26 protein-coding genes and 2 tRNA genes are annotated in these 24224 nt (G+C 29.2%); 14 read left to right on the top strand and 14 right to left on the bottom strand.

All coding sequences use genetic code 11. The features are described from left to right. The 4 genes from BVC87_RS17365 to BVC87_RS17350 are packed head-to-tail and all read left to right on the top strand — an operon-like array spanning position 1 to position 2940. The gene (locus tag BVC87_RS17365) at positions 1–414 is read left to right on the top strand and encodes a hypothetical protein (protein ID WP_075343672.1); all 414 of its coding nucleotides are present in this window, start codon (positions 1–3) and stop codon (positions 412–414) included. Beyond that, entirely contained in the window at positions 414–1517 is a 1104-nt protein-coding gene (locus BVC87_RS17360) for a glycosyltransferase family 4 protein (protein WP_075343671.1), read from the top strand. Before BVC87_RS17365 ends, BVC87_RS17360 begins: the two co-directional genes overlap by 1 nt. Next, positions 1514–2128 (top strand): hypothetical protein, encoded by a 615-nt coding sequence (locus BVC87_RS17355; RefSeq protein WP_075343670.1) that lies wholly within the window; start codon positions 1514–1516, stop codon positions 2126–2128. Before BVC87_RS17360 ends, BVC87_RS17355 begins: the two co-directional genes overlap by 4 nt. Next, positions 2128–2940 carry a hypothetical protein gene (locus tag BVC87_RS17350; protein WP_075343669.1) on the top strand — a complete coding sequence of 271 codons (813 nt, stop codon included), beginning with the start codon at positions 2128–2130 and terminating at the stop codon, positions 2938–2940. The genes BVC87_RS17355 and BVC87_RS17350 overlap by 1 nt, the downstream gene beginning before the upstream one ends. A gap of 18 nt (positions 2941–2958) precedes the next feature. Here the strand turns inward: BVC87_RS17350 and BVC87_RS17345 are convergent, their stop codons facing one another. Both BVC87_RS17345 and BVC87_RS17340 read right to left on the bottom strand, forming a co-directional pair. Next, entirely contained in the window at positions 2959–3858 is a 900-nt protein-coding gene (locus tag BVC87_RS17345) for an MBL fold metallo-hydrolase (protein WP_075343668.1), read from the bottom strand. Then, positions 3855–4283, bottom strand: a complete 429-nt coding sequence (locus BVC87_RS17340; RefSeq protein ID WP_075343667.1) for a GNAT family N-acetyltransferase — start codon at positions 4281–4283, stop codon at positions 3855–3857. Before BVC87_RS17340 ends, BVC87_RS17345 begins: the two co-directional genes overlap by 4 nt. 9 nt (positions 4284–4292) lie before the next feature. On the opposite strand from BVC87_RS17340, the gene BVC87_RS17335 reads away from it, so the two are divergent. The 3 genes from BVC87_RS17335 (at position 4293) to BVC87_RS17325 (ending at position 5409) form a co-directional block, all read left to right on the top strand. Next, positions 4293–4739, top strand: coding sequence for a GNAT family N-acetyltransferase (locus tag BVC87_RS17335; protein WP_075343666.1), 447 nt, complete (start codon positions 4293–4295; stop codon positions 4737–4739). 64 nt (positions 4740–4803) lie between these two features. Next, positions 4804–4876, top strand: a tRNA-Gly gene (locus BVC87_RS17330). Between the two features lie 65 nt (positions 4877–4941). Then, positions 4942–5409: a hypothetical protein gene (locus BVC87_RS17325; protein WP_075343665.1), complete on the top strand. Its 468-nt coding sequence runs from the start codon at positions 4942–4944 to the stop codon at positions 5407–5409. Position 5410: 1 nt separating this feature from the next. On the opposite strand, the gene BVC87_RS17320 is transcribed toward BVC87_RS17325, so the two are convergent. After that, entirely contained in the window at positions 5411–6052 is a 642-nt protein-coding gene (locus BVC87_RS17320; protein ID WP_075343664.1) for a rhomboid family intramembrane serine protease, read from the bottom strand. Between the two features lie 109 nt (positions 6053–6161). Here BVC87_RS17320 and BVC87_RS17315 point away from each other — a divergent pair, with 109 nt between their 5' ends. The 3 genes from BVC87_RS17315 (at position 6162) to BVC87_RS23485 (ending at position 7734) form a co-directional block, all read left to right on the top strand. Beyond that, the gene (locus tag BVC87_RS17315; protein ID WP_075343663.1) at positions 6162–7064 is read left to right on the top strand and encodes a lysophospholipid acyltransferase family protein; all 903 of its coding nucleotides are present in this window, start codon (positions 6162–6164) and stop codon (positions 7062–7064) included. Between the two features lie 73 nt (positions 7065–7137). Continuing rightward, the gene (locus tag BVC87_RS17310) at positions 7138–7347 is read left to right on the top strand and encodes a bacteriocin (RefSeq protein WP_075343662.1); all 210 of its coding nucleotides are present in this window, start codon (positions 7138–7140) and stop codon (positions 7345–7347) included. A gap of 225 nt (positions 7348–7572) precedes the next feature. Next, complete coding sequence (locus tag BVC87_RS23485; protein WP_159439378.1) at positions 7573–7734, top strand: hypothetical protein; 162 nt, start codon at positions 7573–7575, stop codon at positions 7732–7734. A gap of 286 nt (positions 7735–8020) precedes the next feature. Here the strand turns inward: BVC87_RS23485 and BVC87_RS17305 are convergent. The 4 genes from BVC87_RS17305 to BVC87_RS17290 form a co-directional block, all read right to left on the bottom strand. After that, positions 8021–8096, bottom strand: a tRNA-His gene (locus tag BVC87_RS17305). A gap of 54 nt (positions 8097–8150) precedes the next feature. Beyond that, on the bottom strand, positions 8151–8867 hold the full coding sequence (gene bshB1 / locus BVC87_RS17300; protein WP_075343661.1) for a bacillithiol biosynthesis deacetylase BshB1: 717 nt from the start codon (positions 8865–8867) through the stop codon (positions 8151–8153). Beyond that, entirely contained in the window at positions 8868–9320 is a 453-nt protein-coding gene (locus BVC87_RS17295; RefSeq protein WP_075343660.1) for an OmpA family protein, read from the bottom strand. Positions 9321–9332: 12 nt separating this feature from the next. Then, a complete protein-coding gene (locus tag BVC87_RS17290) occupies positions 9333–10484 on the bottom strand; it encodes a trans-sulfuration enzyme family protein (RefSeq protein ID WP_075343705.1) in 1152 nt (383 codons plus the stop codon). Between the two features lie 71 nt (positions 10485–10555). On the opposite strand from BVC87_RS17290, the gene BVC87_RS17285 reads away from it, so the two are divergent. The 3 genes from BVC87_RS17285 to BVC87_RS17275 all read left to right on the top strand — a co-directional run bounded on the left by BVC87_RS17285 (position 10556) and on the right by BVC87_RS17275 (position 12316). Then, the gene (locus BVC87_RS17285; RefSeq protein ID WP_075343659.1) at positions 10556–11299 is read left to right on the top strand and encodes a Rossmann-like and DUF2520 domain-containing protein; all 744 of its coding nucleotides are present in this window, start codon (positions 10556–10558) and stop codon (positions 11297–11299) included. Then, positions 11292–11819 carry a KdsC family phosphatase gene (locus BVC87_RS17280; RefSeq protein WP_075343658.1) on the top strand — a complete coding sequence of 176 codons (528 nt, stop codon included), beginning with the start codon at positions 11292–11294 and terminating at the stop codon, positions 11817–11819. Before BVC87_RS17285 ends, BVC87_RS17280 begins: the two co-directional genes overlap by 8 nt. Positions 11820–11890: 71 nt before the next feature. Further along, positions 11891–12316: a DUF2147 domain-containing protein gene (locus BVC87_RS17275; RefSeq protein ID WP_075343704.1), complete on the top strand. Its 426-nt coding sequence runs from the start codon at positions 11891–11893 to the stop codon at positions 12314–12316. 36 nt (positions 12317–12352) lie between these two features. On the opposite strand, the gene BVC87_RS17270 is transcribed toward BVC87_RS17275, so the two are convergent. From BVC87_RS17270 to BVC87_RS17235, 7 genes are all read right to left on the bottom strand, one after another. Further along, positions 12353–13492, bottom strand: coding sequence for a glycosyltransferase (locus BVC87_RS17270; RefSeq protein WP_075343657.1), 1140 nt, complete (start codon positions 13490–13492; stop codon positions 12353–12355). Between the two features lie 152 nt (positions 13493–13644). Then, the gene (locus tag BVC87_RS17265) at positions 13645–14817 is read right to left on the bottom strand and encodes a glycosyltransferase (protein ID WP_075343656.1); all 1173 of its coding nucleotides are present in this window, start codon (positions 14815–14817) and stop codon (positions 13645–13647) included. Positions 14818–14912: 95 nt separating this feature from the next. After that, a complete protein-coding gene (locus tag BVC87_RS17260) occupies positions 14913–16121 on the bottom strand; it encodes an oligosaccharide flippase family protein (protein WP_075343655.1) in 1209 nt (402 codons plus the stop codon). A gap of 1814 nt (positions 16122–17935) precedes the next feature. Continuing rightward, positions 17936–18649, bottom strand: coding sequence for a LytR/AlgR family response regulator transcription factor (locus tag BVC87_RS17250; protein ID WP_075343653.1), 714 nt, complete (start codon positions 18647–18649; stop codon positions 17936–17938). 11 nt (positions 18650–18660) lie between these two features. Beyond that, a complete protein-coding gene (locus BVC87_RS17245; protein WP_075343652.1) occupies positions 18661–18984 on the bottom strand; it encodes an Hpt domain-containing protein in 324 nt (107 codons plus the stop codon). A 6-nt stretch (positions 18985–18990) separates the two neighbouring features. Further along, complete coding sequence (locus BVC87_RS17240; protein ID WP_075343651.1) at positions 18991–21354, bottom strand: PAS domain-containing sensor histidine kinase; 2364 nt, start codon at positions 21352–21354, stop codon at positions 18991–18993. Between the two features lie 117 nt (positions 21355–21471). Beyond that, positions 21472–21885, bottom strand: coding sequence for a response regulator (locus BVC87_RS17235; protein ID WP_075343650.1), 414 nt, complete (start codon positions 21883–21885; stop codon positions 21472–21474). 134 nt (positions 21886–22019) lie between these two features. On the opposite strand from BVC87_RS17235, the gene BVC87_RS17230 reads away from it, so the two are divergent. Continuing rightward, the gene (locus BVC87_RS17230) at positions 22020–24140 is read left to right on the top strand and encodes a thioredoxin domain-containing protein (protein ID WP_083629574.1); all 2121 of its coding nucleotides are present in this window, start codon (positions 22020–22022) and stop codon (positions 24138–24140) included. Positions 24141–24224: the final 84 nt, after the last annotated feature.

The following is a 24224-nucleotide window of genomic DNA, read 5'->3' as shown; positions in this document are numbered from 1 at the left end:
ATGAAAACAATACAATATTGCGAAGAATATACAGGATTATTTGTCGTCCGACAATGTGAAAATGAAGCTACTACTGAATGTAGTAAATGTTCGAAAAAAATATGTAGTGTACATTCATTTAAGGCTGATCAAATTTTCACATATACTAATACTAACATTGCTACTAATGTCATTAGAGATAGTAAGGGAATTTTATGTCTTAGTTGTTTTACTGAGCTAGATGCCAGACTCACTAATGATATTGAATTGTATTCTAAAGATAGAGCTGTTTGGAGAAGAAAAATGATTGAACGTTTCCATAAAGAATATCCTTACATGGTATTTATGGCTGAAGATTATGGAAGCTTATTTGACACTACACATAGCACCTACTTTCACGATTATGATGACGATGATGCTTATTTTGATAGCTAATGACCATATTACTTATTACTAAAAATTACCCGCCTAGTAAAGGTGGAATGTCTGTTTCATGCGATCGATTAGTTCGTAATTTAAGAAATAATGCTATAGAGGTACATGTTATTCATTTTACCAATAGAAGAAAAAAGTTTGACACTATAAGTATGGTTAATGGAACATACACAGCCATACCTATTCAAAACTCAGAAGAATTCACACTTTCGTTAGCTTCAGAATTTATTATGCAACTTCCATTTTTATCTAAAATTACTCATATCGGTGCTTTCGGTGGAACTTTACCTATTAATTTGGGGCCAATTTTAGCGAAATGGACCTCAAAAAAGCTAATCACTTTTATTAGAGGAAATGATTTTGATGAGGGAATTTTTTCCAAACGAAGAGATCATTTATTGTACGCTTTAGAAAATTCCGATTATGTTTTTTCCGTAACTGGTGAAAAAGCAGCTAAAATTGATCGTTTAGTTACGCATAATAATTCTTATTTTACTCCAAACGGAATTAATACATCTTTATGGAAAGCTTCTTCCAGTCATTTCAATAAAATTCAAGAACTACAAAATTCTTTTCAAAAAAAAATACCAATAGCTATTATTGGACAACTGAAAGAAAAAAAGGGAATTTTAAATTTCACAGAAACCTTTTCTAAATTCCCATATAAAGATGATTATATAATCTGTATGATTGGTGATGTAAGCAGTGAAACTCAACAACTCTTAACAGATTTAGATGTAAATATTGCCTTTTACCCTTTTGCTAATCAAAATGAACTGTTAGTTTTTTATCATGCCGTAAATATTGTAGCTATTCCTTCTTTTTATGATGGAATGCCTAATGTTTTATTAGAGGCTGGTGCTACAAAAAATTTAGTTTTAGGTTCAAATATTGGAGGTATAAAAGACGTTATAACTGATAATTTAGATGGTTTTTTATATAATCCTTTACAACCTTTAACTTTATTAGATGTACTCCTTAAAATGCATCGTATGTCTGAAGATGAAAAAAACAAGGTTAGCAATTCTTTATATGAGAAAATCCAAACAGTTTATACTGAAGAGAAAGAAATTTTAAACTATTTAAACATACTACAATCATGAAAAAAACTTTAACAACCTTGCTCGTTTTCTCCTTTTTATTTTTAAGCTGTAAAACATCAACAAAATCGAGTACTTCAAGCACAAACATAGAAACTACCTCTACCTCTATTACTAATTCACAAAGTTTAGATTTAGAAATAAAAAAAGCAGATGGTAACATATTAGGTGGTTTTAACCTACAACCGATAAAAATTATTTCTAAAGGGAAAAGCTATACGCATAAAGCTAAGCCAGATAAACATAAGTTTTATACGAATGGACAGATGAAATACGAAGTAAAGTTTAAAGAAGAAGGACTAAAACTTCGTGATAAAAACTCTAATTTATTATGGAAAGTAAAAATTTACCCTGATAAAATTAAGATTTCAGATAATGAAGAAAATACAAATGCTTTTGTTATTCGTTCATATGAAAACAAGATTAAAGTAAAAAGAAACGAGGAAGAATTATATATCGTAAAAATTGATGGGACTTCTGTTTTAGTTAACGACAAAGAAGCATTTACACTTTCCTCTTCTCAAGAAAATTATGCAGTTGCTTTATTGGCTATAAATGAAATTCCTGACGAACATAAATTATTCTTATTAGCTGAATTATTAAATAAGCTATAATGTATCTATTTTATGTTTATGGTTCTGGATTAGGACATTTAACTAGAGTTAGGGATTTTATTCACACAAAAAATATTCCTTTAGAAAAGTGTGTAATTATTACTAACTCTAGTTATAAAAATTATTTTCCAAATACAGCTATCATAATACAAAAGGAAGATGATTTTTTTAAAAATAAACATGAAATACATACATTTTTAAATATATGTGTTAAAAAATATACAATCTCTACTTTTGTTATAGATGTTTTTTACGCGGGGTTTTACGGTGAATTAAATGATTTCCTCAAAAAAACCAAAGGCTTACAATTTGTTTTATTGGCAAGAATTTTAAACAATAACTATACATTAAAATACAACTGCATTACCTATGATATTATCTATACTCTTGAACAAGGAATTTCTATAGAAAATTATGCATACACACACAAAGAAGATTTAAGATTAAAACCAAAAAGAAAAAATAACATATTTAGTATCAAACCTAAAAAACCGTACTTTTTAGTTTTACACTCTGCTCCTTTAAAAGAAGTTATGCTACTTTACAAACAAGCTTTATTATATCGAAAAAACCAACATATATATATTCAAACATATGTAGATTTCCCTGTACAATACTTAAAAGAGTATACTACATTAATTTATAGGGAAGAGACTAAGAATGAATTGTTAGCAGAAGCAGAGAAAATATTTTCTGGTTGTGGGTTTAACAGCTGTATGGAGACCATTAATTTTAGACAAAAACAACATGTAATTCCTTTTAAAAGAAGATTTGATGATCAGTTTAAAAGGAAAAACATATTATCTCTATAATTTTTAATGATAAAAGAATTATTTCTCTTTTTGAGTTAAACTTCTATAAATGGTTTCTCTGATTCCTTCAGAAGTTATAAACCAATCTCCATACTTTTTATCGTCATATTCTTTGGTTATTGACGTGTCTTCTTTTATTTCTTCAAGGGTTTTACCTTCTTCTATTTTGCTTTTCACTCTATCCCTCAATACAACCAACATTTCTTTGTACGCAATTAACTCTTTTTTATTAGATATGTTTCTATGTCCTGGTATAATTACAGTAGTTTCATCTATCATAAGTAATCCTTTCTCTGCAGAAGCAATATACCCGTCAATACTTCCTCCACTAGCTAGATCAATAAATGGATATTTTCCTTGAAAATAAGTATCTCCCATATGCAATACATTACTTTTGGTAAAATACACATGAGCATCTCCATCTGTATGTGCATTATGCACATGTGAAACTAAAACATCTTCCCCATTAAAGTGAACCATCATATCTTCAGTAAATGTAATAATTGGTAAAGCTTCTTTAGGAGAAGCTGGTCGCTTCTTTCCTCTAACTACATTCTCCACACTCATTCTTTTTCTTACATTTTTATGTGAAATAATGACCGCTCCTTCTTTACTCATATTTTCATTTCCTCCAGTATGGTCTCCATGCCAATGTGTATTGATCAAATATTTTACTGGTTGATCTGTAATATTTTTTATTGCCTTCAAAATTTTCGGAGTCAGATGTGCAAACTGATCATCTATCATAAAAGCTCCATCTTCACCTACAAAAAGACCTATATTACCTCCTTGACCTTTTAACATGTAAATACTTTCTGTAATTTTTATAGGTTCTATTTTTACTTCTTTCTTCTGAGCATGACTCATAACTGATCCTAACAGAAATAAAAAAAACAAAAAGCTTACTACTATCTTCATAATGATTTATACATTTTGTAATGAGGTCCAACTTTATTTACAAACTTATCCCCCATAATTTTGAATTGATTTTTCTCGTAAAATTTAATTGCAACTTCTCTAGCATTACACCATAAAAAGTTTATCCCTAAATTACGCAATTCATTGGTCGCAAAGTTTAGTAATTCCTTTCCATACCCTTTACCTCTAGCTTCTGATGATGTAGCCATACCTCTTAACTGATATTGTTTTCCTTTTAATTCTTCAATATCATTTTTCATAAAACTTCCTATACAAACTAAAGTTTCATCATCAAAAACTCCTAAATGAATAGTAGTTTCATCTAAATCTCCATCAAAAGTATGAGGTAAATCAATATTTTTACGTAGTATTTCCTGTCTTAGAAAGTAGGTTTCTTCAGCAGTTATTTTTTTTACTAAAACCATAATCATCAAATGAATTTATCATATAAAACAATTCCACCGGACAAGATACTTAGTATTTTACCATTATTATCCAAAATCAATACAAAAACTCCTCCTGATATTTTAGAAAAAAGAGTTATTGAAATGGGAAAATCCCCGAACTATGAATGCGTTGCTGTTTTTGAAGATACCAAAATGATTGGTATCTGTGGTTTATGGTATTCCACGAGACATTACATTGGTAAGAGTGTAGAACCTGATCATGTTATTATTTCAGAAGAATATAGAGGAAAAGGATTGGGAAAATTATTTTTTGAATGGATTTACAAACACACCAAGGCAAAAGGATGTGAATCTATGGAACTAAACACCTATACCTCTAATACTAAATCACATAAGTTTTACTACAATGAAGGTTTTAATATTTATGCTTTTCATTTTTTGAAAGTTTTGAGAGAAGACGGAAAATTTTATTAGATTTTTTCTTTAAAAAAGTTGTGGAATTAAAAAAAGGTCTTATATTTGCACCCGCAATACCGACGCGGGAGTAGCTCAGTTGGTAGAGCGTCAGCCTTCCAAGCTGAATGTCGCCGGTTCGAACCCGGTCTCCCGCTCAAAAAACCGAAACATTTTGTTTCGGTTTTTTTTATTTTTACCCTACACTTAATTTTTTATCAATATGCCTTTATTATCAGATCATGTAAATGTATATAGTTCCTGTATTGCCCTTCTTGATTTACAAGGGTGGAAAATTAAAGTTGATTTTGGAGCTTATGAAAAAGACGATAATGAACCAATTATTTACACAGCAACTAGAGATGAAACTATTATTAAAGCTGAAGATCCTTTACGATTACTAGGACTAGCGGCAATTGACGAGCACCACAAACCACATGGAAATGCACCCTATTGGTGGAATATTAAAAGTAAACCTATTCATTTACTTCAAAAACTTGAAGACGAAGCTCTAGAACGCTCTTTCTTTACTTACAAAGAAAAACATCCTAAAGATTGCAATAAGCTCGTAGAAAACGCTATATCTGAAAGCAAAATTGATCCAACAATTAAACCTCATGAGCGTTTAGGTATTTCTAAAAGCTCATTTGATAAAATCATAAAAGAGAAAAATGCTAAATTTAATCTCTAGATTATTTTTCTAATTTATCTCCAAAAAACAATAATCCACCAACAATTGCGCCCATTACAATTATCATTGTTGGATTATTACTTATTACTTCTGGTTTTAATAATAATGTGACTACGTATCCTCCAATTGCTCCTCCTAAGTGTGCTGAATGTCCAATATTACCTAGTTGTTTTTTCATTCCATAAATAGAATATAGCAAATACCCCATTCCGAAAATATAACCTGGAATTGGTATTGGAATTGGCAACATCATTAATTCCATTTCTGGATACAACATTATTGCTGAAAATACAATTCCTGAAACAGCTCCCGACGCTCCAACTGCTGAATAGTAATAATCATTTTTATGCTGGCTTAAAGAATACATACTCCCTGCTAATAAACTAGCAAAATATATGATTAAGAAACTACTATTTCCAAAACTTCCAGCTACTGATCTTCCGAAAATATATAACGCATACATATTAAACCCTAAATGAATCCAGTCTGCATGTAAAAATCCTGAAGTAAGCATTCTTATTTTCTCTCCTGAAAGAATTTTCCCTACTTGAAATTTGAATTTATTGAAAAAATTAACATCTTCAAATCCCTTAAAAGAAGCCAAAACATTAGCTATAATAATACCTAATATAATTTTATTCATAGACAATAAAAGTTGTATTTAATTTTGTAGACTACAAAAATAAGCAAAACTTTTTGACCTTATCTTTTTAAGAATTAAATGCGATATTTGCCTAAACTTTATATTTAGCATGCAACTATTAGCATTTATCATAGTTTACCCTATTTTGTGGGTTATATCAAGACTACCTATGCGAGTATTATATCTCATATCTGATTTTATTTTTATCATTGTATTTTATGTAGTTAAATACCGAAAAGATGTTGTGTATGATAATTTAAAATTAGCTTTCCCTGAAAAAACGGATACTGAACTCAAAATTATTCGTAAGAAAAGTTTACGCCATTTTGGTGATTTTATCGTAGAAAGTATCAAAGCTTTTTCAATCTCAGAAAAAGAAGTATCAAAGAGATACAAGTTCACAAACCCAGAAGTTTTAAATACCGTTGCTAGTCATAATAAAAATATAATTTTAACAGGTGCACATTTAAATAATTGGGAATGGTCTGTTTCTATGCCTCTGGTCTCTGAAACAAATATATTCGGAGCTTACACTGCTATTAAGAACAAATACTTTAATAGCTTTATGAAAAAGTCTAGAACTAAATTTGATTTAATTGCATATAAGACTTCTGAAATGGTTCCTGAAATGTTTAGAAACATGAAAAAAGGCATCAAGGGCGCCTATATATTATTGAGCGATCAATCTCCTGTAGTACACAAAGCTTATCACTGGCAAGAATTTTTTGGCGTTAAAGTACCTGTACATACTGGTGCTGAAATACTTGCTAAAAAGTTTGATATGGCTGTAATTAATTACACCACTAAAAAAATAAAACGTGGGTATTATGAAACTACTTTTGAAGTAATTACTGAAACTCCAAAAGAATTTGAAAATTACCAGATCACAGATAAATACTTACAGCTTATAGAAGAAAAAGTAAAAGAACAACCTGAAAATTATTTGTGGACTCATAAACGTTTTAAGCACAAGCATAGATACAATGAATGGCTAGAAAAATATAAAAAATAAATTTCTTCATTTTTTATAGTAACAAATTATCTTTTTACAGAACGTGTTAACGTAAACTAAAAGATAATTTATCATGAAAAACTCTTTTTTAAACTTAAACGGGGTAAAAAAACTTGACAACTCCGAATTAAAAACAATTAGCGGAGGGCGTGTTAAATGTACTTATTCTGACGGTTTAGGTTGGGATTTAAGTTACAAGACTTCTCAAGCAGAATTTCTCGCAGGTGATCACTGTGTTAAAACTGGTGGGAAAGTTGAGTTCTATGATGGTGCTATGCAATAAAAAGATTAATTAACCTCCTTATTATTCTTAATAAAAAAACTCCTCTAATGAGGAGTTTTTCTTTTTTTATTCTGCATGAGAGACTGAGTAGAAGAGTATAAAAGTAACAATCATATTTACACTAAAACATCACAAATCATTAATGATTGCTGTCATTTATGCATTGCATTAAAATACTCTTTGTTTATTTTTTAGTTTCATCTGATAATCTTAAAAACTTTTATTATGTTAAAAAATGTTGTAACCTTAGGTAAAACGCTGAACAAAGTAGAGCAAAAGACCATTAATGGCGGAAATACTGGTTGTTCTAATAATCCAAGAGGAATGTGCCCAACCGGACTTACTTTTAATACAGAAACTTGTGCTTGCATACCATTTGGTTTTTAAATTGTTAATAAGCGAGCTTCGGTTCGCTTTTATTTTTTTAAATTGTTTTTGTTATATTTCAATACTAATAACTTTAAATTCTAATTTTATGTTTGAAGAATTAACAAAAGAAGAAATGATTACTCTTTATGGTGGTGCTCAAGAAGTTGGTGATATTGATAGAACACAACCCAATAAGATTAAAATATTTTAATTTTATAGATATCATCTATAAAAAAATAAAATCTATAGTAGGAAGTAAAAAATAAAAAAGCTCTTTACACTAAGTAAGGAGCTTTAATTTTTAGGGTGAAAGACCGGGTTCGAACCGGCGACCTCCGGAACCACAATCCGGCGCTCTAACCAACTGAGCTACAATCACCATTTCAGTTGCGGGTGCAAATATAAGCCATTTTTAAAGTATGACAAAATATTTTTTACTTTAATTTACTTAAACTTTCTACCGCTACAAAACGTTCAACAGTGAAACCTTCTGCATAATCCACTCCAATAAGCCTTCCTAAATCTTTAGCTCTGTATTCTACACTCTCCGTAAAATTCTTACTTGTAATCGGTGTTTCAGGCTCATCACTCTTAGGATCAAAGAATTGAGAACTATATGCCATTACCGAATCAATTTTTTTATCCATAAACCCACTTACATCTACTACAAAATCAGGTTCAATATTTTTCCACTGAATATAGTGGTACACTAGTTTAGGACGCCATTTTTCTTGTTTCTCTCCATCTAAATTAGTTTCTATCTTTAACAATCCGCTTAAAAAACAAGCATCAGATACTAATTGGCTTCCTTTTGGGTGATCTATATGGCGATCATCTATAGCATTGCACAATACGATTTCTGGCTGATATTTTCGAATCATTTTAATGATCTCTATTTGATGTACAGTATCATTTTTAAAGAAACCATCAGCAAAACCTAGATTTTCTCGTACAGAAACACCTAAAATTTCAGCTGCTTTAGCAGCTTCTTCATCTCTTAATTCTGCTGAACCTCGAGTACCTAATTCCCCCCTAGTCAAATCAACAATTCCCACTTTTTTACCTAAAGAAATTTCTTTTGCAATGGTTGCTGAACAACCTAATTCTACATCATCTGGATGTGCTCCGAAGGCTAATATATCTAATTTCATTTACTGCTTTGTCTTTGTTTTTTCAAATTGTTCTTTACTAACTACATCTATATCTACTCTTCTGTTGAGATATCTACCAGCTCTTGTTGGAGTCAAACAACAAGGATAATTTTCTCCAAATCCTATTACTGAAATTCTAGTAGAATCAATGTTTAGTCTAAAAAGTAACTTTTTTATCATTACCGCTCTTTTATCTGTCAACTTTTTATTTTTTTCATGTTCTCCTTCGGAAGAAGTATGGCTAGTTATCAGGTAATGATTATGATTTTTATTAATATAACTCACAATTTCTTTCATAGCATCTAAAGATTCATTTCTAAAAATCAATTCTTTGTATTGAAATTGTATCTTTCTTGCTAGACTATCTAAATATTTATCTCTTTTTTTCTTTTGAGCTACAAGATTTATACTCAACAAAAAACTCAATCCAATTACTATTTTTCTTTTCCACATTATTAAAACATATTATAGTTTATCAATCGCCTGCTCAATATCTGTAATTAAATCTTCTGTTTCTTCTATACCAACTGAAAAACGAATTAAACCATCCTTAATTCCTTGTTTTTCCCTTTCTTCAGCTGATAATAATGCATGAGAAGTTTGTGAAGGACTTAACAACGTACTTTCCACACCTGCTAAACTCATAGACGGTTTTATCAATTGTAAATTACGTTGAAACTCCATTGCATCTAAATTTTCTTTTAATTCGAAAGACAACATTCCTCCAAAACCTTTCATTTGAGACTTTGCTAATTCGTGATCTTCATGAGAAAGTAAACCAGGATAATACACTCTTTCTACGTTAGGATTTCCTTCTAAATACTTTGCCATTTTTAATGCATTTTCATTCTGACATTTGACACGTAAATTCATAGTTTTCATACTTCTCTCTAACATCCATACCGTAAAATCACTTAAACTACCTCCAAAATTCTTAGCTAAACTCCATAATTTTTCAATATGCTCTTTTGAAGCTGCCACCGCTCCCGCTAAAATATCTGAATGTCCTCCCATATATTTTGTAGCCGAATGGATCATGATATCAATACCAAAATCTACAGGAGTTTGATTAATTGGTGATGCAAATGTATTATCAATCATAGTGATAATATCATGTTTTTTAGCTAACGAAGCTACTGCTTTAAGGTCTACAACTTTTAATAATGGGTTTGATGGTGTTTCAATAAAGATTACCTTAGTATTCGAACGAATCTCTTTTTCAAAATCTTCTATATGTAAAGTATCAGTAAATGAATATTCAATACCAAATTTATCAAATTCCTCAACTACAAAATTATAAGTTCCTCCGTATAACGTTTGTTGTAGTACTATATGATCGCCTTTTTGCAAAAAGGTTAGCATTGCAGAACTTATAGCGGCCATACCTGAACCAAAAATCAGCGCATCTTCAGTTTTCTCCAAAGCCGCAATCTTTCTACATAAAGCCTCCTGATTTGGTGTATTAAAATACCTTGGATATCTTTTAATATCCACATCATAAAACTGATATGACGATGATAAATATATAGGAGATATTGCTCCTTTAAACTGTTCGTCTTTTACTTCTCCTACGTGTGTACAAATTGAATTTATTCCTAATTTATTGTGGTTGCTCATGTTGAAAAATTTAGCTCCTAAATTACTAAATGCTTTCCATTGCTTCAAATAATTTCAATATCTTCGTCTATATGATTTCAGTCGTAATAATTGGAGGAGGTAATGTTGCATTTCATTTGACAAAAGCTTTTTTGTCTTCAAAAAATGTTGTTGTTTGCCAATTATATGCTAGAAATATCTCTTCTATTTCAGAATTTCAACATCAAACATCTTTAACTGATAATATACACATGTTAGATGATGCAGATGTTTATATTTTGGCTATTTCTGATGATGCTATTCCTGACGTTTCTCAATTACTTCCTAAAGAAAAACTTGTTGTTCATACTTCTGGTAGTGTAGCTATGAATGCTTTAGAAAATACTGGAAGGAAAGGAATTTTTTATCCGTTACAAAGTTTTTCTAAAACTAAAGATGTCGATTTTAAAGAAATCCCTTTGTGCATAGAAGCTGAAAATGACACAGATTTACATGTATTAGAAAGATTAGCCTCAGAAATTTCTGAAAAAGTATATCATATTACGTCTGATCAAAGAAGCAAACTACATGTGGCTGCAGTTTTTGTTAATAATTTCACGAATCACATGTATAAAATTGGAAATGATATATGTAAGAATTATGATGTGCCTTTTGATGTATTATTTCCATTAATAAAAGAAACTGCAGCTAAAATTGAATCTTTAGATCCTAGTTTAGCACAAACAGGTCCTGCAAAACGTAATGATCAAGAAACAATAGAGAGGCATTTAAGCTTATTAAACTCGAATCAAAAAGATATTTATAAACTTATAACAAAATCGATCCAAAATGGATAAAAGCTATAAAGAATTATTTAACGACGTTACTACTTTTATTTTTGACGTTGATGGAGTATTAACCAATGGAATTGTGACTGTTTTTCCTAATGGTGAATTAGTGCGACAAATGAATGTAAAAGATGGATATGCACTTAAAGCTGCTGTTCAGTCAGGATTTAAGGTTTGCATTATATCTGGTGGTAAAAATGAAGGGGTACGTGACCGTTTACAAGGATTAGGAATTACTGATATTTATCTAGGAGCACATACAAAAATTGATCAGTATAATGAATTGGTTGAAAAATATAATTTAAAACCAGAAAACGTTTTATATATGGGAGACGACATTCCTGATTTACCTGTAATGCATAAGGTTGGCCTACCTTGCTGTCCATCTGACGCTGTTAGAGAATTACAAGAAATGTCTGTTTACATATCAGATAAAAAAGGTGGAGAAGGTTGTGCAAGGGATGTAATAGAACAAGTTATGCGTGTTCAAGAAAAATGGCACGATTATTTCGATGCTACATATGATTAAATAACATTTGTGATTTTTTATTGTTCACAAAAATGATATTTTTAGCCGAGAAACAAATTAAACAAATACATATGAGGAAATTAATATTCACCTTTTTATTAGTAGCAATATCTACTTCTATCAGCGCACAAAGTATTTTTGGAAAATGGGAAAATAGAGATGAAGATACAGGCGAAGTAGACAGTATTATTGAGGTTTACGAAAAGGAAGGAAAAGCTTATGCTAAAATTGTAGAAATTACTGATAAAGATAGACAAGATGCAGTTTGTGACCAATGTAGTGGCAAAAATAAAGATAAGCCTATTCTTGGTATGAACATTTTAACAGGATTGAAAAAAGATGGTGATGAGTGGTCTGGTGGTAAAATTTTAGATCCTAAAAATGGAAAAAAATACAAGTGTTTTATAAAACTCGTTGAAGCTGATAAATTAAAAATTAGAGGTTATATCGGTTTTTCTCTAATAGGTAGAACTGCCTATTGGTTTAGAAAAAAATAAAAACAAATAAAAAAAGCTCCTAAAAAGGAGCTTTTTTTATTTGTAATGACTAGCTATTCTTGTTAATTGAAATACAATATCTAGAGAGTCTTTCATGGATAAACTTGAGCCATCCATATGAATCCACCTTTTTAAGGGTTGTTCGTAAATTATACTTTTCGTTGTATCTCCATACTTCTTTTTCAACCTTAAAAACATTTCGACATCAAAAAGCCATCTTGTAATAAATTTCTTTTCAAATAAGAAAGGTACCAGTTCTCTATCCAAAATTTTTGCTCCACATTGAGTGTCTCTAAACTTCATTCCTAGGATTTTTTGAATCGCAAAATTAATTACAGAACTAATAATTTTCCTTGTAGATTGTTTAGTAATATTAGCTCCCATCCTTTCAATTCTAGAACCACTGACCACCTTATAATCAGATGCACTTATAGTTCTTAATAGATCATCGAAATCATCAAAATCTGTGGATAAATCAGCATCTAAAAAACCAATGTAATCAAAATTTAGATCTGTTTTTTTGGCTAAATGAAGCATTCCTAATCTAACAGCTTCAGCTTTTCCTCCATTCTCTTTACAATTGAGAATGCTAATGTAGTCTTCTTTACCTCTTCTAATTTCTTCTAATTCTTTGAGTGTATTATCAGAGCTACCGTCGTTTACAAAGCATAAGTGATATCCTATATTAGTTTTCACAAAGCTCTTAAATTCCGCTTCTAAAAGTCTATTTTCTTCATTATAACAAGGTATAACGACTCCAACACACTTTTCTCTTACTAAGCTAACTGTATCATCTACAATTGACTTTTCTGGAACAGGACACATACCGACAATTTTATTAATTCGCAGTACTATTTCACTCAGTGTTACTGGCTTTTTAATAAAATCATCTACCCCATAAGCAAATAAATCTGCTATGTCTGTGTCTTCAGTATCTTCAGATATCACAATAACTTTTGTTTTATAAGAAGATTCTTTAATATATTTCAAAACATCCACACCTGTATAATCACTTGCATTCACATCTATGCTTACAAGGTCTGGTTCATTTTCTTCGATTAATTTGATTGCTTGGTTACTTGTTCTAGCAATTTGAACATCATATCCTATTTCAATTAGCTTTTTTTTAAGTGATAATAAGATCAATTTATTTTGATCAAAAACAACTATTTTCATACTTTAACTTTAGAGGTTAATAAATAATTCCCTCTTTCCCCAAGTAGGTGTATGAACATCTTTCTTTGCGAAATATACAATTAAAAATGTATAAACAAAAGCATTTACACAGAGAAAAACACTGATTTACAATTAATTGAATAAACCCCTATTTAATTTATTATTTTATTAAAATAATCCAAGTACATTGCTGCTATTTCAGACATTGGTAATGATGCAGCTGCTTTGTAATTCGCTTTTGCTAGCTCTAATCTATAATTATCATTAGTTACTACATTCTTTATAGCTACCGCTAAAGATTCTACATTATCAGCCTCAAAAAACTCACCTCTGTATCCTTCATCTTGAATCAAATCTGTTAAATCACCTAAATTGGGCATAATCACAGCTTTTCCGTAACTCCCTGCTTGATGTAAAACTCCTGAACTACCTGTAGTTGATGTATAGGGAAAAACCACAACTGTACTTTCTTGAAATATAATCGGTACGTCTTCTTCCACTACATAACCTGTAAAATGTAAACCTGGTACATGTTTATATTTTTGTTTCATCTCTTCAATATACCCTGGCGTGTTTGGACTATCTGTACCTGCAACAACAATTTCTAAATTCTCATCTGTTAATTCTCTGACTCTTTCTACAGCCTCTATCATTACCTCTACCCTTTTATACGTACCAAATTTTCCAAACGCCATTACTTTTTTAGGTCCTTCAGGTAAATTATAGTCTGGCTCAGGTGGCATCTCAAAAGTTCCATGAGGTACTAAAACAGCCTTATCAGTTTTATATTTTGTTCTAATTGTATTTACAAATTTTTGGATGGTTAAGGCTACATAATCTGCTTTCAATAAAAAACGTGTTAAAACTGTTCCTATGAAACCATAAATTTTTTGAAATACTACACTTTTTGTGAATCCTGCACTATCAAGATCTACTTGTTCTAATATATTATGTAATAATACTATAGTAGGAATCTTTTTTGTTTTACATAAATAAGGTAATAACAATCCTAATGCTGCTGGAATTTTTTTATCACCAAATTTTAAAAACTGTAAATTAAATAAAACAGCATCAGGTTTTGTTTTATTTAATGCCTTATTGAATGTGATTAAATTTTTATAACTATTAAATTTCCAACAGTTGTATACTGCTATTTCACTACCTTCTTCTTCAAATTTCACATCATCTGGGGTAACAGCTTCGTCAGTTAATAATATCAATTTGTCAACTTGGTCATTAAGTCTAAACTGTTTTACTAAATGATAACCATATTCATTTAATGTTACCTTACTTGGGGGGAACGCAGTAACAATTGCTAATTTCATAACTTCAAATTTTATTTTATACTTATTAAATATTCGTTTTAAACGCTTAGAAAATTTTACTTCTATTGCGTGTATCTATTCTTTTTGATTATTGATTAATCTTCTTTTTTAAGGGATTGGCTTTTTGATGTTTTAGTAAAGAAAAAAAGAAGTTGAACAGCTAGTAGAATTGACATAGCTATTATTTGCATTACCACTACCTCTTCTAGGTCTTTATGAAAGTAAGTTATTAAAAGTACTTGGGTAACTCCTAAAAGCCCTGTGATTACAACTGGTATATATTGATCTATTGACAAGAAATAGTATGCAAATACATTAGAGACTGCAAAAATTGATGTAGCTAAGGCATACTTCCATAACAATGGTGAAATTTCTATATAAGCTTCTCCGAATAAAATATTTACAACAAATTCAGGAAATAAAAAACTTACAATAACAATAATACAAGAAAGTAATGAGATATATCCTACATACTTAAGTAGTATTGGACCATGTGGTAATCCATCTTTTTGTTTATTAACAACTGCCGGTAACAAAAGCATCACAAACATCCATGCTACAAAATATACAACTCGTCCAATCAGTGCTAATGAAGCATATAAACCTGCTTGATAATTATCAAAATAATGCTTAACTAGTAATATATCACTATTATTAATGATGATTTGTGTACACTCATAGAAAGCTGTCAACACAAAAAACTTTTTTACCATAGTTATTTGATCTTCATTCAACTTTACTGTGCTCTTAAAAACATGTTGAAGTTGAAAAGGAAATAAACTAAAAAAAAGTGATGCTAGAATTCCTATTGAAATTAGAATGGACGGCTCCAAAAAATTAATAAACCATAATAATACCAATGTAATCACCAATCTACTTATCATTTCCAATTGATACGTTATGGATAGTTTTATGAATTTTTCTTTGCCTTGAAAAATTCCTCTATTCACACTCATTAGAAAATAGATAGGTACCCCAAATCCAAAAATTAAAAACATTGATGAAGTTTGGGTATTAAAGGCTTCTTGAAGTTGTTTATGAAATATCACAATCAACGCCCCTAAAACTAAACCTAGAATGACTGTTTTTTTGGTTATAAAATTAACAAAACTTGTCTCTACTTCATCTTCAAAAATAACAGTGTACTTAGCAGTTACCAATTGAAAAGTCATGGCCAAGAAAGAAGTAACTAGTAAAAATGTGATTAATATAGCAGCATCAGCAAATGCTTCGGGACCTAAAATTCTACCTACAATTAAATTATATAGGTAGTTTCCTGCATTAACAATTAAAGCACTAAGCATGAATACTTGTTCTGGTCGAATAAATTTTTGTAGTGACAATTGATTTTTATGTTTTTACAAACCATTATTTACTTTTCTATCTAATGACTCTTAAGGCTGTCAAAAAGTAAATTAAAAACAATCTTGTTTATCGGTTTTTGGGGGTTCTATTCTTTATTTATAAACACCTATAAATTAAGGATTAATTTTGAAATAAAACACTTAAAAAAGAAAAATCCTTTCACTGATTGGGGATCGAGAAAGGATTTATATTAATCAACCAAATAAATCTAAAAAACTTCTATGTCTTAATCGGGGTGTTCAACTATTGAAGTTGAAACAATTTCAGAGTACTTCTATCTAATAAACTCTAAAATTCATTTACACTTCAAAGGTAAGACATCTATTCACTCTTCAACTTAAAAATCGATACCTCAAGTACTTAGTATAGATTAAATGTCAAAAGCAATCGATAAATGGGATCATTCACAAAAGTTGTGGATAAATTAAAAAAGATCACATCTAATCCTATAAAAATAGCCATAATCTGAATCAAAAATATTAGATTTACGATATTAAATTTGAGAAGTTTTTCCTTGCTAAATAAATGCTTTACTCATTATTTTCTCATCAACCTCTAGCTTTTAATATAATTGATACGGTCTAAATTTTTCAGGTGTATACAAATTGAATAAAAGAAACAATTGAGAATGATCCGATAAATGGAAAACTATCATTCGAAATATAACTTTATAAAAAGCGAAAACCTTTTGCAATTGGGGTTTGCAAAAGGCTCTCTTAATCAACCAAATAAATCTAAAAAACCTTCATTTATGAATAAATGTGAAGTGAAAATTCATAAAATGAAAAACAAAACTTTTATGTGTATCAGATATAATTTATATCTTATTTACATTTCAAAGATACAAGGTTTAACCATCTTAAAATATATTAATTAGCTATACTACATCTAACTTTAGATAAATGACCATTAACTTTCGATAAACGATTTTTTTATGTGAAATTTTAAAAAGAATCAACTTTATTACAAGCAATAAAATCATTACTAATGAAAAACCTTCTTTGGAAAAATATCTAATAGTACTTTATGGTCATATATAAAGAGCTTTAAAATGGCTTTTAGGTATAAAAAGCCAATTCTAAAAATTGTGTTTGAGTTATAGTATCGCTTATTGTTAAAGATATATTATTTGCAAAAAAATAAAAAAACAATAAGTTATAAAAAGCGAAAAACCTTTTGCAGTTGAGAGTTGCAAAAGGTTTTCTAATCAACCAAATAAATCTAAAAACTTCATTTTATATATGAAGTGTGAAATTTTTTCATGTAATGAAAAAAACAAAACTTTTATGTATATCAGATAATTTATATCTTAATTACACTTCAAAGATATTATGTTTAGGGCTATCTACATTAAATTATTAGACTTGTAACATTTTATTGTAGATAAGTGGTTTAATTATGTCGACGAAGTGTTTTACCCGAACTCAAAAACGACCTACAACCCTAATAATAAGAACATTAAAAAAGAATAAACCCTTCCGGGCGGAAGGGTTTAATTAATCAACCAAATAAATCTAAAAACTACACTTACGAGTGTAAGCGTAAAAATTCAAATAATGAAAAACAAACTTTAAAAGGGTGTTTATATTTTTATTTACACTATTACCAACTTAATTACACTACAAATATATAGTGCAATTACATAGTAAAAGTCTAGTTTTCGATGGAGATAAATTTAATTATAGATAATTAAAAGATATAAATCGACGAGTGGTAAACAACTGAAAATGTAACCGATAAAAAGGAATAATTATTATAATAAGTTTAATCGTTTCATTAACTCAGATCTATTAGATCTACTTACAGGTATTACATCTTTTTCGATGAGTACACTGTTGTCTTCTATATCAACAATTCTCTTTAGATTGATAATATAAGAACGATGAACTTTCAAAAATAAGTCGTTAGGTAATTTCTCTTCTATTTTCTTTAGTGTAGAATGTACTGTATAGTTTTTATCTTGAGTTTTTATTAAAATATAATCTCCTTTTGCTTCAACCACATTTATACTAGGAATTTCTATTTTAATTAACCTACGGTCTATATTTATATAGAGTTGTTTGTCTTCTTCTTTTGCTTCCCCATTGGATGGGCTTGCATTTTGAGCGGTATTAAACTTAAACTTTTTTGCCTTTTCTACTGCTTTTATAAATCTAGGTAATGTAATTGGCTTTACTAAATAATCTACGATACAATCGTACTCAAAAGCGTCTATGGCAAATTTTTCATCAGAAGTTGTTAAAATAATCCTTGGAGGATTTTTCAATGTTTGAATTAAATCAAACCCAGTAAAATCTGGCATATGAATGTCTAAGAAAATTAAATCTATTTCATTTTGATTTAAATACTTTATAGCTTGTATTGCATTTGAAAACTGCTCTATTACCTGTAACGATCCTTCGTTTTTACAAAGTTGTTCTACAATTGCTCTTGCAGCAGATTCATCATCAATTATTAAACAATTCATATATTGAAATTTTATACCTTGTCTAAAAAGTTAGACATTAATTTTAGTAATTTTAGAAAACTTTCATGCTTTTGCATATTCTCATTGCGTAATTCATTTTCGAATTGCACCGCAAATTCATGAGATTTTGGTAAGCCTAAAATACTAATTTTATGTTTAATTTTATGCACTATTTCAGCAACCTTTTTAAAATCTTGATTTTCAATGTTTTTTTCATAGACTTCTATTTCAGTTGGCAATTCATTCTTTAATATAGAGAGCATCTTTTGTTCAAAATCTACATCTCCTCCAGATAATTCTTTAATATAATTAAGATTTGGCTGTTCTAAGTTCATGAGTACTTATTTGTTTAATTGAATAAAAAATGTTGTTCCTACCCCCTCTTGACTTTCTAACCAGATTTTACCGTTATACACGTCTACTATTTTTTTTACTATTGATAATCCAATTCCAGTAGATTTTTTATGGTTTCCTAACGATTGAAATACTTCAAATATTTTTGAATAATATTCTTTTTTTATTCCAATACCGTTATCTTGAACACTAAATATATAGCTTTTCTTTTTTTCTTTTACATCTATTGAAATTAAACCTTTTTCCTTATCAATATAATTTACAGCATTACTCATTAAATTTTGAAAAAGCTGTTGAATTCTAACTTTATTGGCTCTTACTATTGGTAATTTTTCGCTAATCTTTATTTCTATATGCTTAGGCACATATATTAACTTACTAATATCATTAACAATTTTAAACGTATTTACATCTTCATATGTAGACTCATCATTATTAATACTAGAGTAATTCAAAATATCATTGATAAGTCGCTCCATCTTTTCCACCACTTCTTGTATCATATCTACATTTTGTATTCCTCCATTCCCTAGAAATCTTCCATAGTCTTCTTTTAACCAACTTGTTAATGCTGAAATACTACGTAAAGGTGATTTTAAATCATGAGAAACCACATGGGCATATTCTTCTAGCTCTATATTTCTTTGTTCTAATTGTTTTAGTAATTCTTCTTTTTGTGATTCTAATTTTTTAATATGAGTAATGTCTAGTATTATACCTATAGACCCTATAATTTCTCCACTAATATTAAAGTTTGGTGCTGCGCTTACTAATAAAACTTTCTCTTGATTAATTTTATTAATAAATTTAAACTCATAAGAACCTGTTCTTCCTTCTTTTCGACTAACACTACGTTGCTGAATAAGGTTTTTAATCATATCCTTAGTAAAGAGCTCTCTTATATCTTGTGTTAAGATTTCATCTTCTTCAAACCCTGTCATTTTCATAAAACTCTTATTCGCAGAAAGGATTCTATTTTCATTATCGAGCTCTACTAAACCTAACTTAAGATTTGCAATAATGTTACTATATCTTTTTTTATGTGTTTCTAGACTTTTCCTATAATTTCTTGATAGTGTTACATCTCTATAAGTCCACAAATGACCTTTATATTCTTTATCTTTAGAAATAGGGATATAATCTCGTTCTAAAATTCTTCCATCAACTAATCTTAGCTCATCTCCCAATACCATTTTTTTATCTTTAATGAGCTTATTAATTCTATTAATATAATATTCAGGTTTTTCAAAAATTGCTTTTGTATTATCTACTATTTCAGGATAAAACTTCCCTTTCAACTCTTCAGGAAATCCGGTTAATGAAAATATCTCACAGAATTTTTTATTAGAAATTACTACTTCTCTACTTTCATCTTCTAAGATTACCGCACTATCTAAGTTCGCAATTAAAGAAGTTAATCTATTTTCAATTTCTAACAATCGTTGTTGAGCTAATTTATTCTCTGTTATATCCTCAACCGTTGCTACTCTGAATTTTACTTTTTTATCAGAATTATCGACTGAATTAACAATTGTTTTAGCCCAAAGAATATCACCATTTTTTTTAATATACCTTTTTTCTATGCTAAAACGTTTAATTTCTCCTTTTTCAAGTTTGTCTCTTAAAGTTTTTGATCGGAGTCTATCATCAGGATGGGTTAATTGACTAACTTTTAAAGTTTTCATTTCTTCAAAAGTATATCCCAGCATATTAGTAAGTGACTTGTTCGCAAATATAAAATTATCATCAGCTCCTTCAGATAATACAATACCTATAGGTGAGTTATCTAAAATAATATCTAATTGATGTTTTTGCTCTTTCAATAATCTTTGTAAGGAAACTTCCTCAGTAACATCTCTAGCTATTCCTTGTGCTCCGATTATTTGCCCATCTTTATCTTTAATTAGGCTACAATTTACTTCTAATAATTTTGCATTATTATTTTTAGTAATTATTCTAGATCGATATTTTGTGTAAAAACCTTCTTTAAGTAAATTTTTAAATGCCTCTATGGTATATTTATGGTCATTTGGATGGACTAACTTCATTAAATTCAAAGGTGATTTTGTGTAATCATGCTCAAACATAACCGTAGCCACGTCGTTCATTTTTAACACATTCCCTTTTAAATCTATGAGTACATAAGCATCATTTAAATTTTCAAATATTCCTCGAAATTCAGATTCTTTTTGAGTTAAATCTTCTTGAAGACTTTTATTCAGTTCTGTTAAATCATTAACCCTACCCTCAGAGTTTTCTATATACTTATTTAGTTTTTCCTCTGCTGCTATTCGAGCTGCTCGCTCTTGTTCTAAAGCTTTTTTTAAGTCTTCAATAAGAATATCACTCATAAATATAAGTTTGATATTATTTAAATACTATGTTTTTAGTATTAGGCAACTACAATTTACGAGTTTAAATTGAAAATTAGATGATAATCTTCTTAATTAAAGAAATAAGACAGAGATTTAAACCGTAATTAATTCATTCGCACTCCAGTATGATAACACCTTAATTAGTTTATTTTGATAGTCTTCGTACTTTAATGGTTTTACCATATACCCCGCAATTCCAATCTTGTAACACTCCAACATATCTTTTTGATTTGTGGAAGTGGTTAGAATTACTGTTGGTAAATATTTTAATACGCTATCGTTTTTTAAAATTTTAAGGAACTCAATACCGTTTATTTTAGGCATATTTAAATCGAGAAGAATAAGGTTGGGGAGGTTATCTTTGTCAGATAGTATTTTTAAAGCTTCTTCTCCATTATTTGCCTCAATAATTTTGTGCTGAGAATTTATTTTAGATAAAATCCTATTGAATTTCATTACTTCAATTTGGTCATCTTCAATTAACAATATTGTTAATTTTTTTTGCATTATGAGTGTTTTTAGTAGCTTTAACTTGCAATTTATTTTAAAAATAAGTGTTCTTTAACTTACTTTAGTTTAAACTATCTTTTTTCTCGATAAAAAGTAGAAAAGTATAGACGAATTGCTTTTTATTATTTAGTATGGATCCAAACAAATATTTTAGTTTTTTAGTTTTTATTATTTTTTTTAACTCATGTCAACTAAAAAGTAACAAACAAAAGTTAGAAAAAGATTATAAGTACACTAACACATTAATTAACGAATCTAGCCCGTATTTATTACAACATGCTCACAATCCTGTGAACTGGTATCCATGGGATCAACAATATCTTGACAAAGCAAAACAAGAAGGTAAGTTAGTATTATTATCTATCGGTTACTCTTCATGTCATTGGTGTCATGTGATGGAAAAGGAAACTTTTGAAGATGAGGAAGTAGCTAAGTTCATGAATACTCATTTCATCAACATAAAGATTGATAGGGAAGAATATCCTAATGTCGACAAAACTTATATCACTGCTGTACAAGTAATGACAGGAAATGCAGGATGGCCTTTAAATTGCGTGATTCTTCCTAATGGAAAACCTGTATGGGGAGGTACTTATTTCCGTAAACATGATTGGCTAAATGCTTTAGAAAAAATTCATCAATTTTACATTGATAATCCTGACGACACAGAGAGTTTTGCCAACCAACTTACTGAAAATCTAAAATCTCTTCAACAGTTTGAAAACAATTCTGGAACCAGTTTTTCCTCTAAGAAACTAACTACTTTCATTAATGATTGGCAGCAGAAATTTGACACCATAAATGGTGGTTTTATAGGCACTAATCAATTTCCAAGAGCTAGTAACTTTCAATTTTTACTTCGACATGCGTATCAAACCAATAATCAAGAATTACTAAAATACGTCAATAAAACACTTATTAAAATAGCTAATGGTGGTTTACAGGATCATTTAGAAGGTGGATTTGCTAGATATACAGTAGATAACAAATGGCATATTCCTCATTTTGAAAAAATGCTGTATGATAATGCACAATTAGTTTCGCTATTTTCTTATGCTTATCAAATTACTCAAGATAAAAGTTATAAAGATGTTGTTTTTAACACATTAACCTTTTTAAATCATGAATTTTATAAGGAAGGGTTATACTTTTCTTCTTTAAATGCTGATAGCGTTAATGAACATGGTGAACTAGAAGAAGGTGCTTATTATACTTGGAGAAGAGAAGATCTTGCACAACTAATTACTAACGATTTTGATCTTTTCAAAGATTATTTTGGCATTGATAGTATAACTACAGTAGAGAACAAACACGCTTTAGTTAAAGTGTATAATGATAGTGTATTCTTAAAGAAACATAAATTATCTTCCAACGAGTTTGAACAGAAATATTCCTCATGGCAATCTGTTTTGTTAAAAGCACGTAAAAAAAGGGAAAAACCTACAACAGATTATAAAATTTTAACTTCATGGAATGCCTTACTCTTACAAGCTTACACAGATGCTTATAAAGTTTTTAATCATAAAGATTTTAAAGATAAGGCTATTGAAATTGGTAAAAACTTAAAAAACAAAGCTATTGATAAAAACGGTGAACTACTAAGGAGTTTAAATTCTGATAGTAAAAAAATAAAAGGTTATGCCGAAGATTATGCTTGGGTAATTCATAGTTTTATTTCTTTATATCAAATTACATTAGATGACTATTGGTTACATAACGCCAATGAACTTACTAAATATACTTTGACTAATTTTTTAGATGAAAAGCAGCAATACTTTAACTATTCTTCAAAAGGAAATGCGCAACTTATAACGAATAATTTTGAAATCGAAGATATTGTTATTCCTTCCTCTAACTCTGTACTTTGTAAAAATCTTTTTTATTTAGGACATTATTTTGACAATCAAGAATACTTAAAACTTAGTAAGTCTATGTTAAAAAATATGATCCCAAGAATCAAAGAGTATCCTCACATTTATTCTAACTGGTTAGATGCTTACTCAAACTATGCGTTCCCTTATTTTGAAGTTGTCATTTGTGGTGAAAATGCTCTAACAAAAACCAAGCAATTACAACAAAATTATATTCCAAATTATTTATTATGTGGTAGCACAAAAAAAAGTGATTTGCCACTATTGAAAAACAGATTTAATGATAGTAGAACTTTAATTTATGTTTGTGTAAACAAAACATGTAAACTTCCAACTGAGGATATAGACAAAGCTATTAGTCAAATAAGACAGCAACCATAAGACTCTATAAACATGTGTTTTAACATGAGTTCGGTTATTATTGACAATTAACAACAAATGTTTAAAATACTGATTGTCAGTCCT

The sequence above is a fragment of the Tenacibaculum agarivorans genome (genome assembly GCF_001936575.1).
Lineage (GTDB): Bacteria > Bacteroidota > Bacteroidia > Flavobacteriales > Flavobacteriaceae > Polaribacter > Polaribacter agarivorans.
The sequence above is the reverse complement of the archived record's forward strand: the minus strand, read 5'-3'. Positions and strand labels throughout refer to the sequence as shown.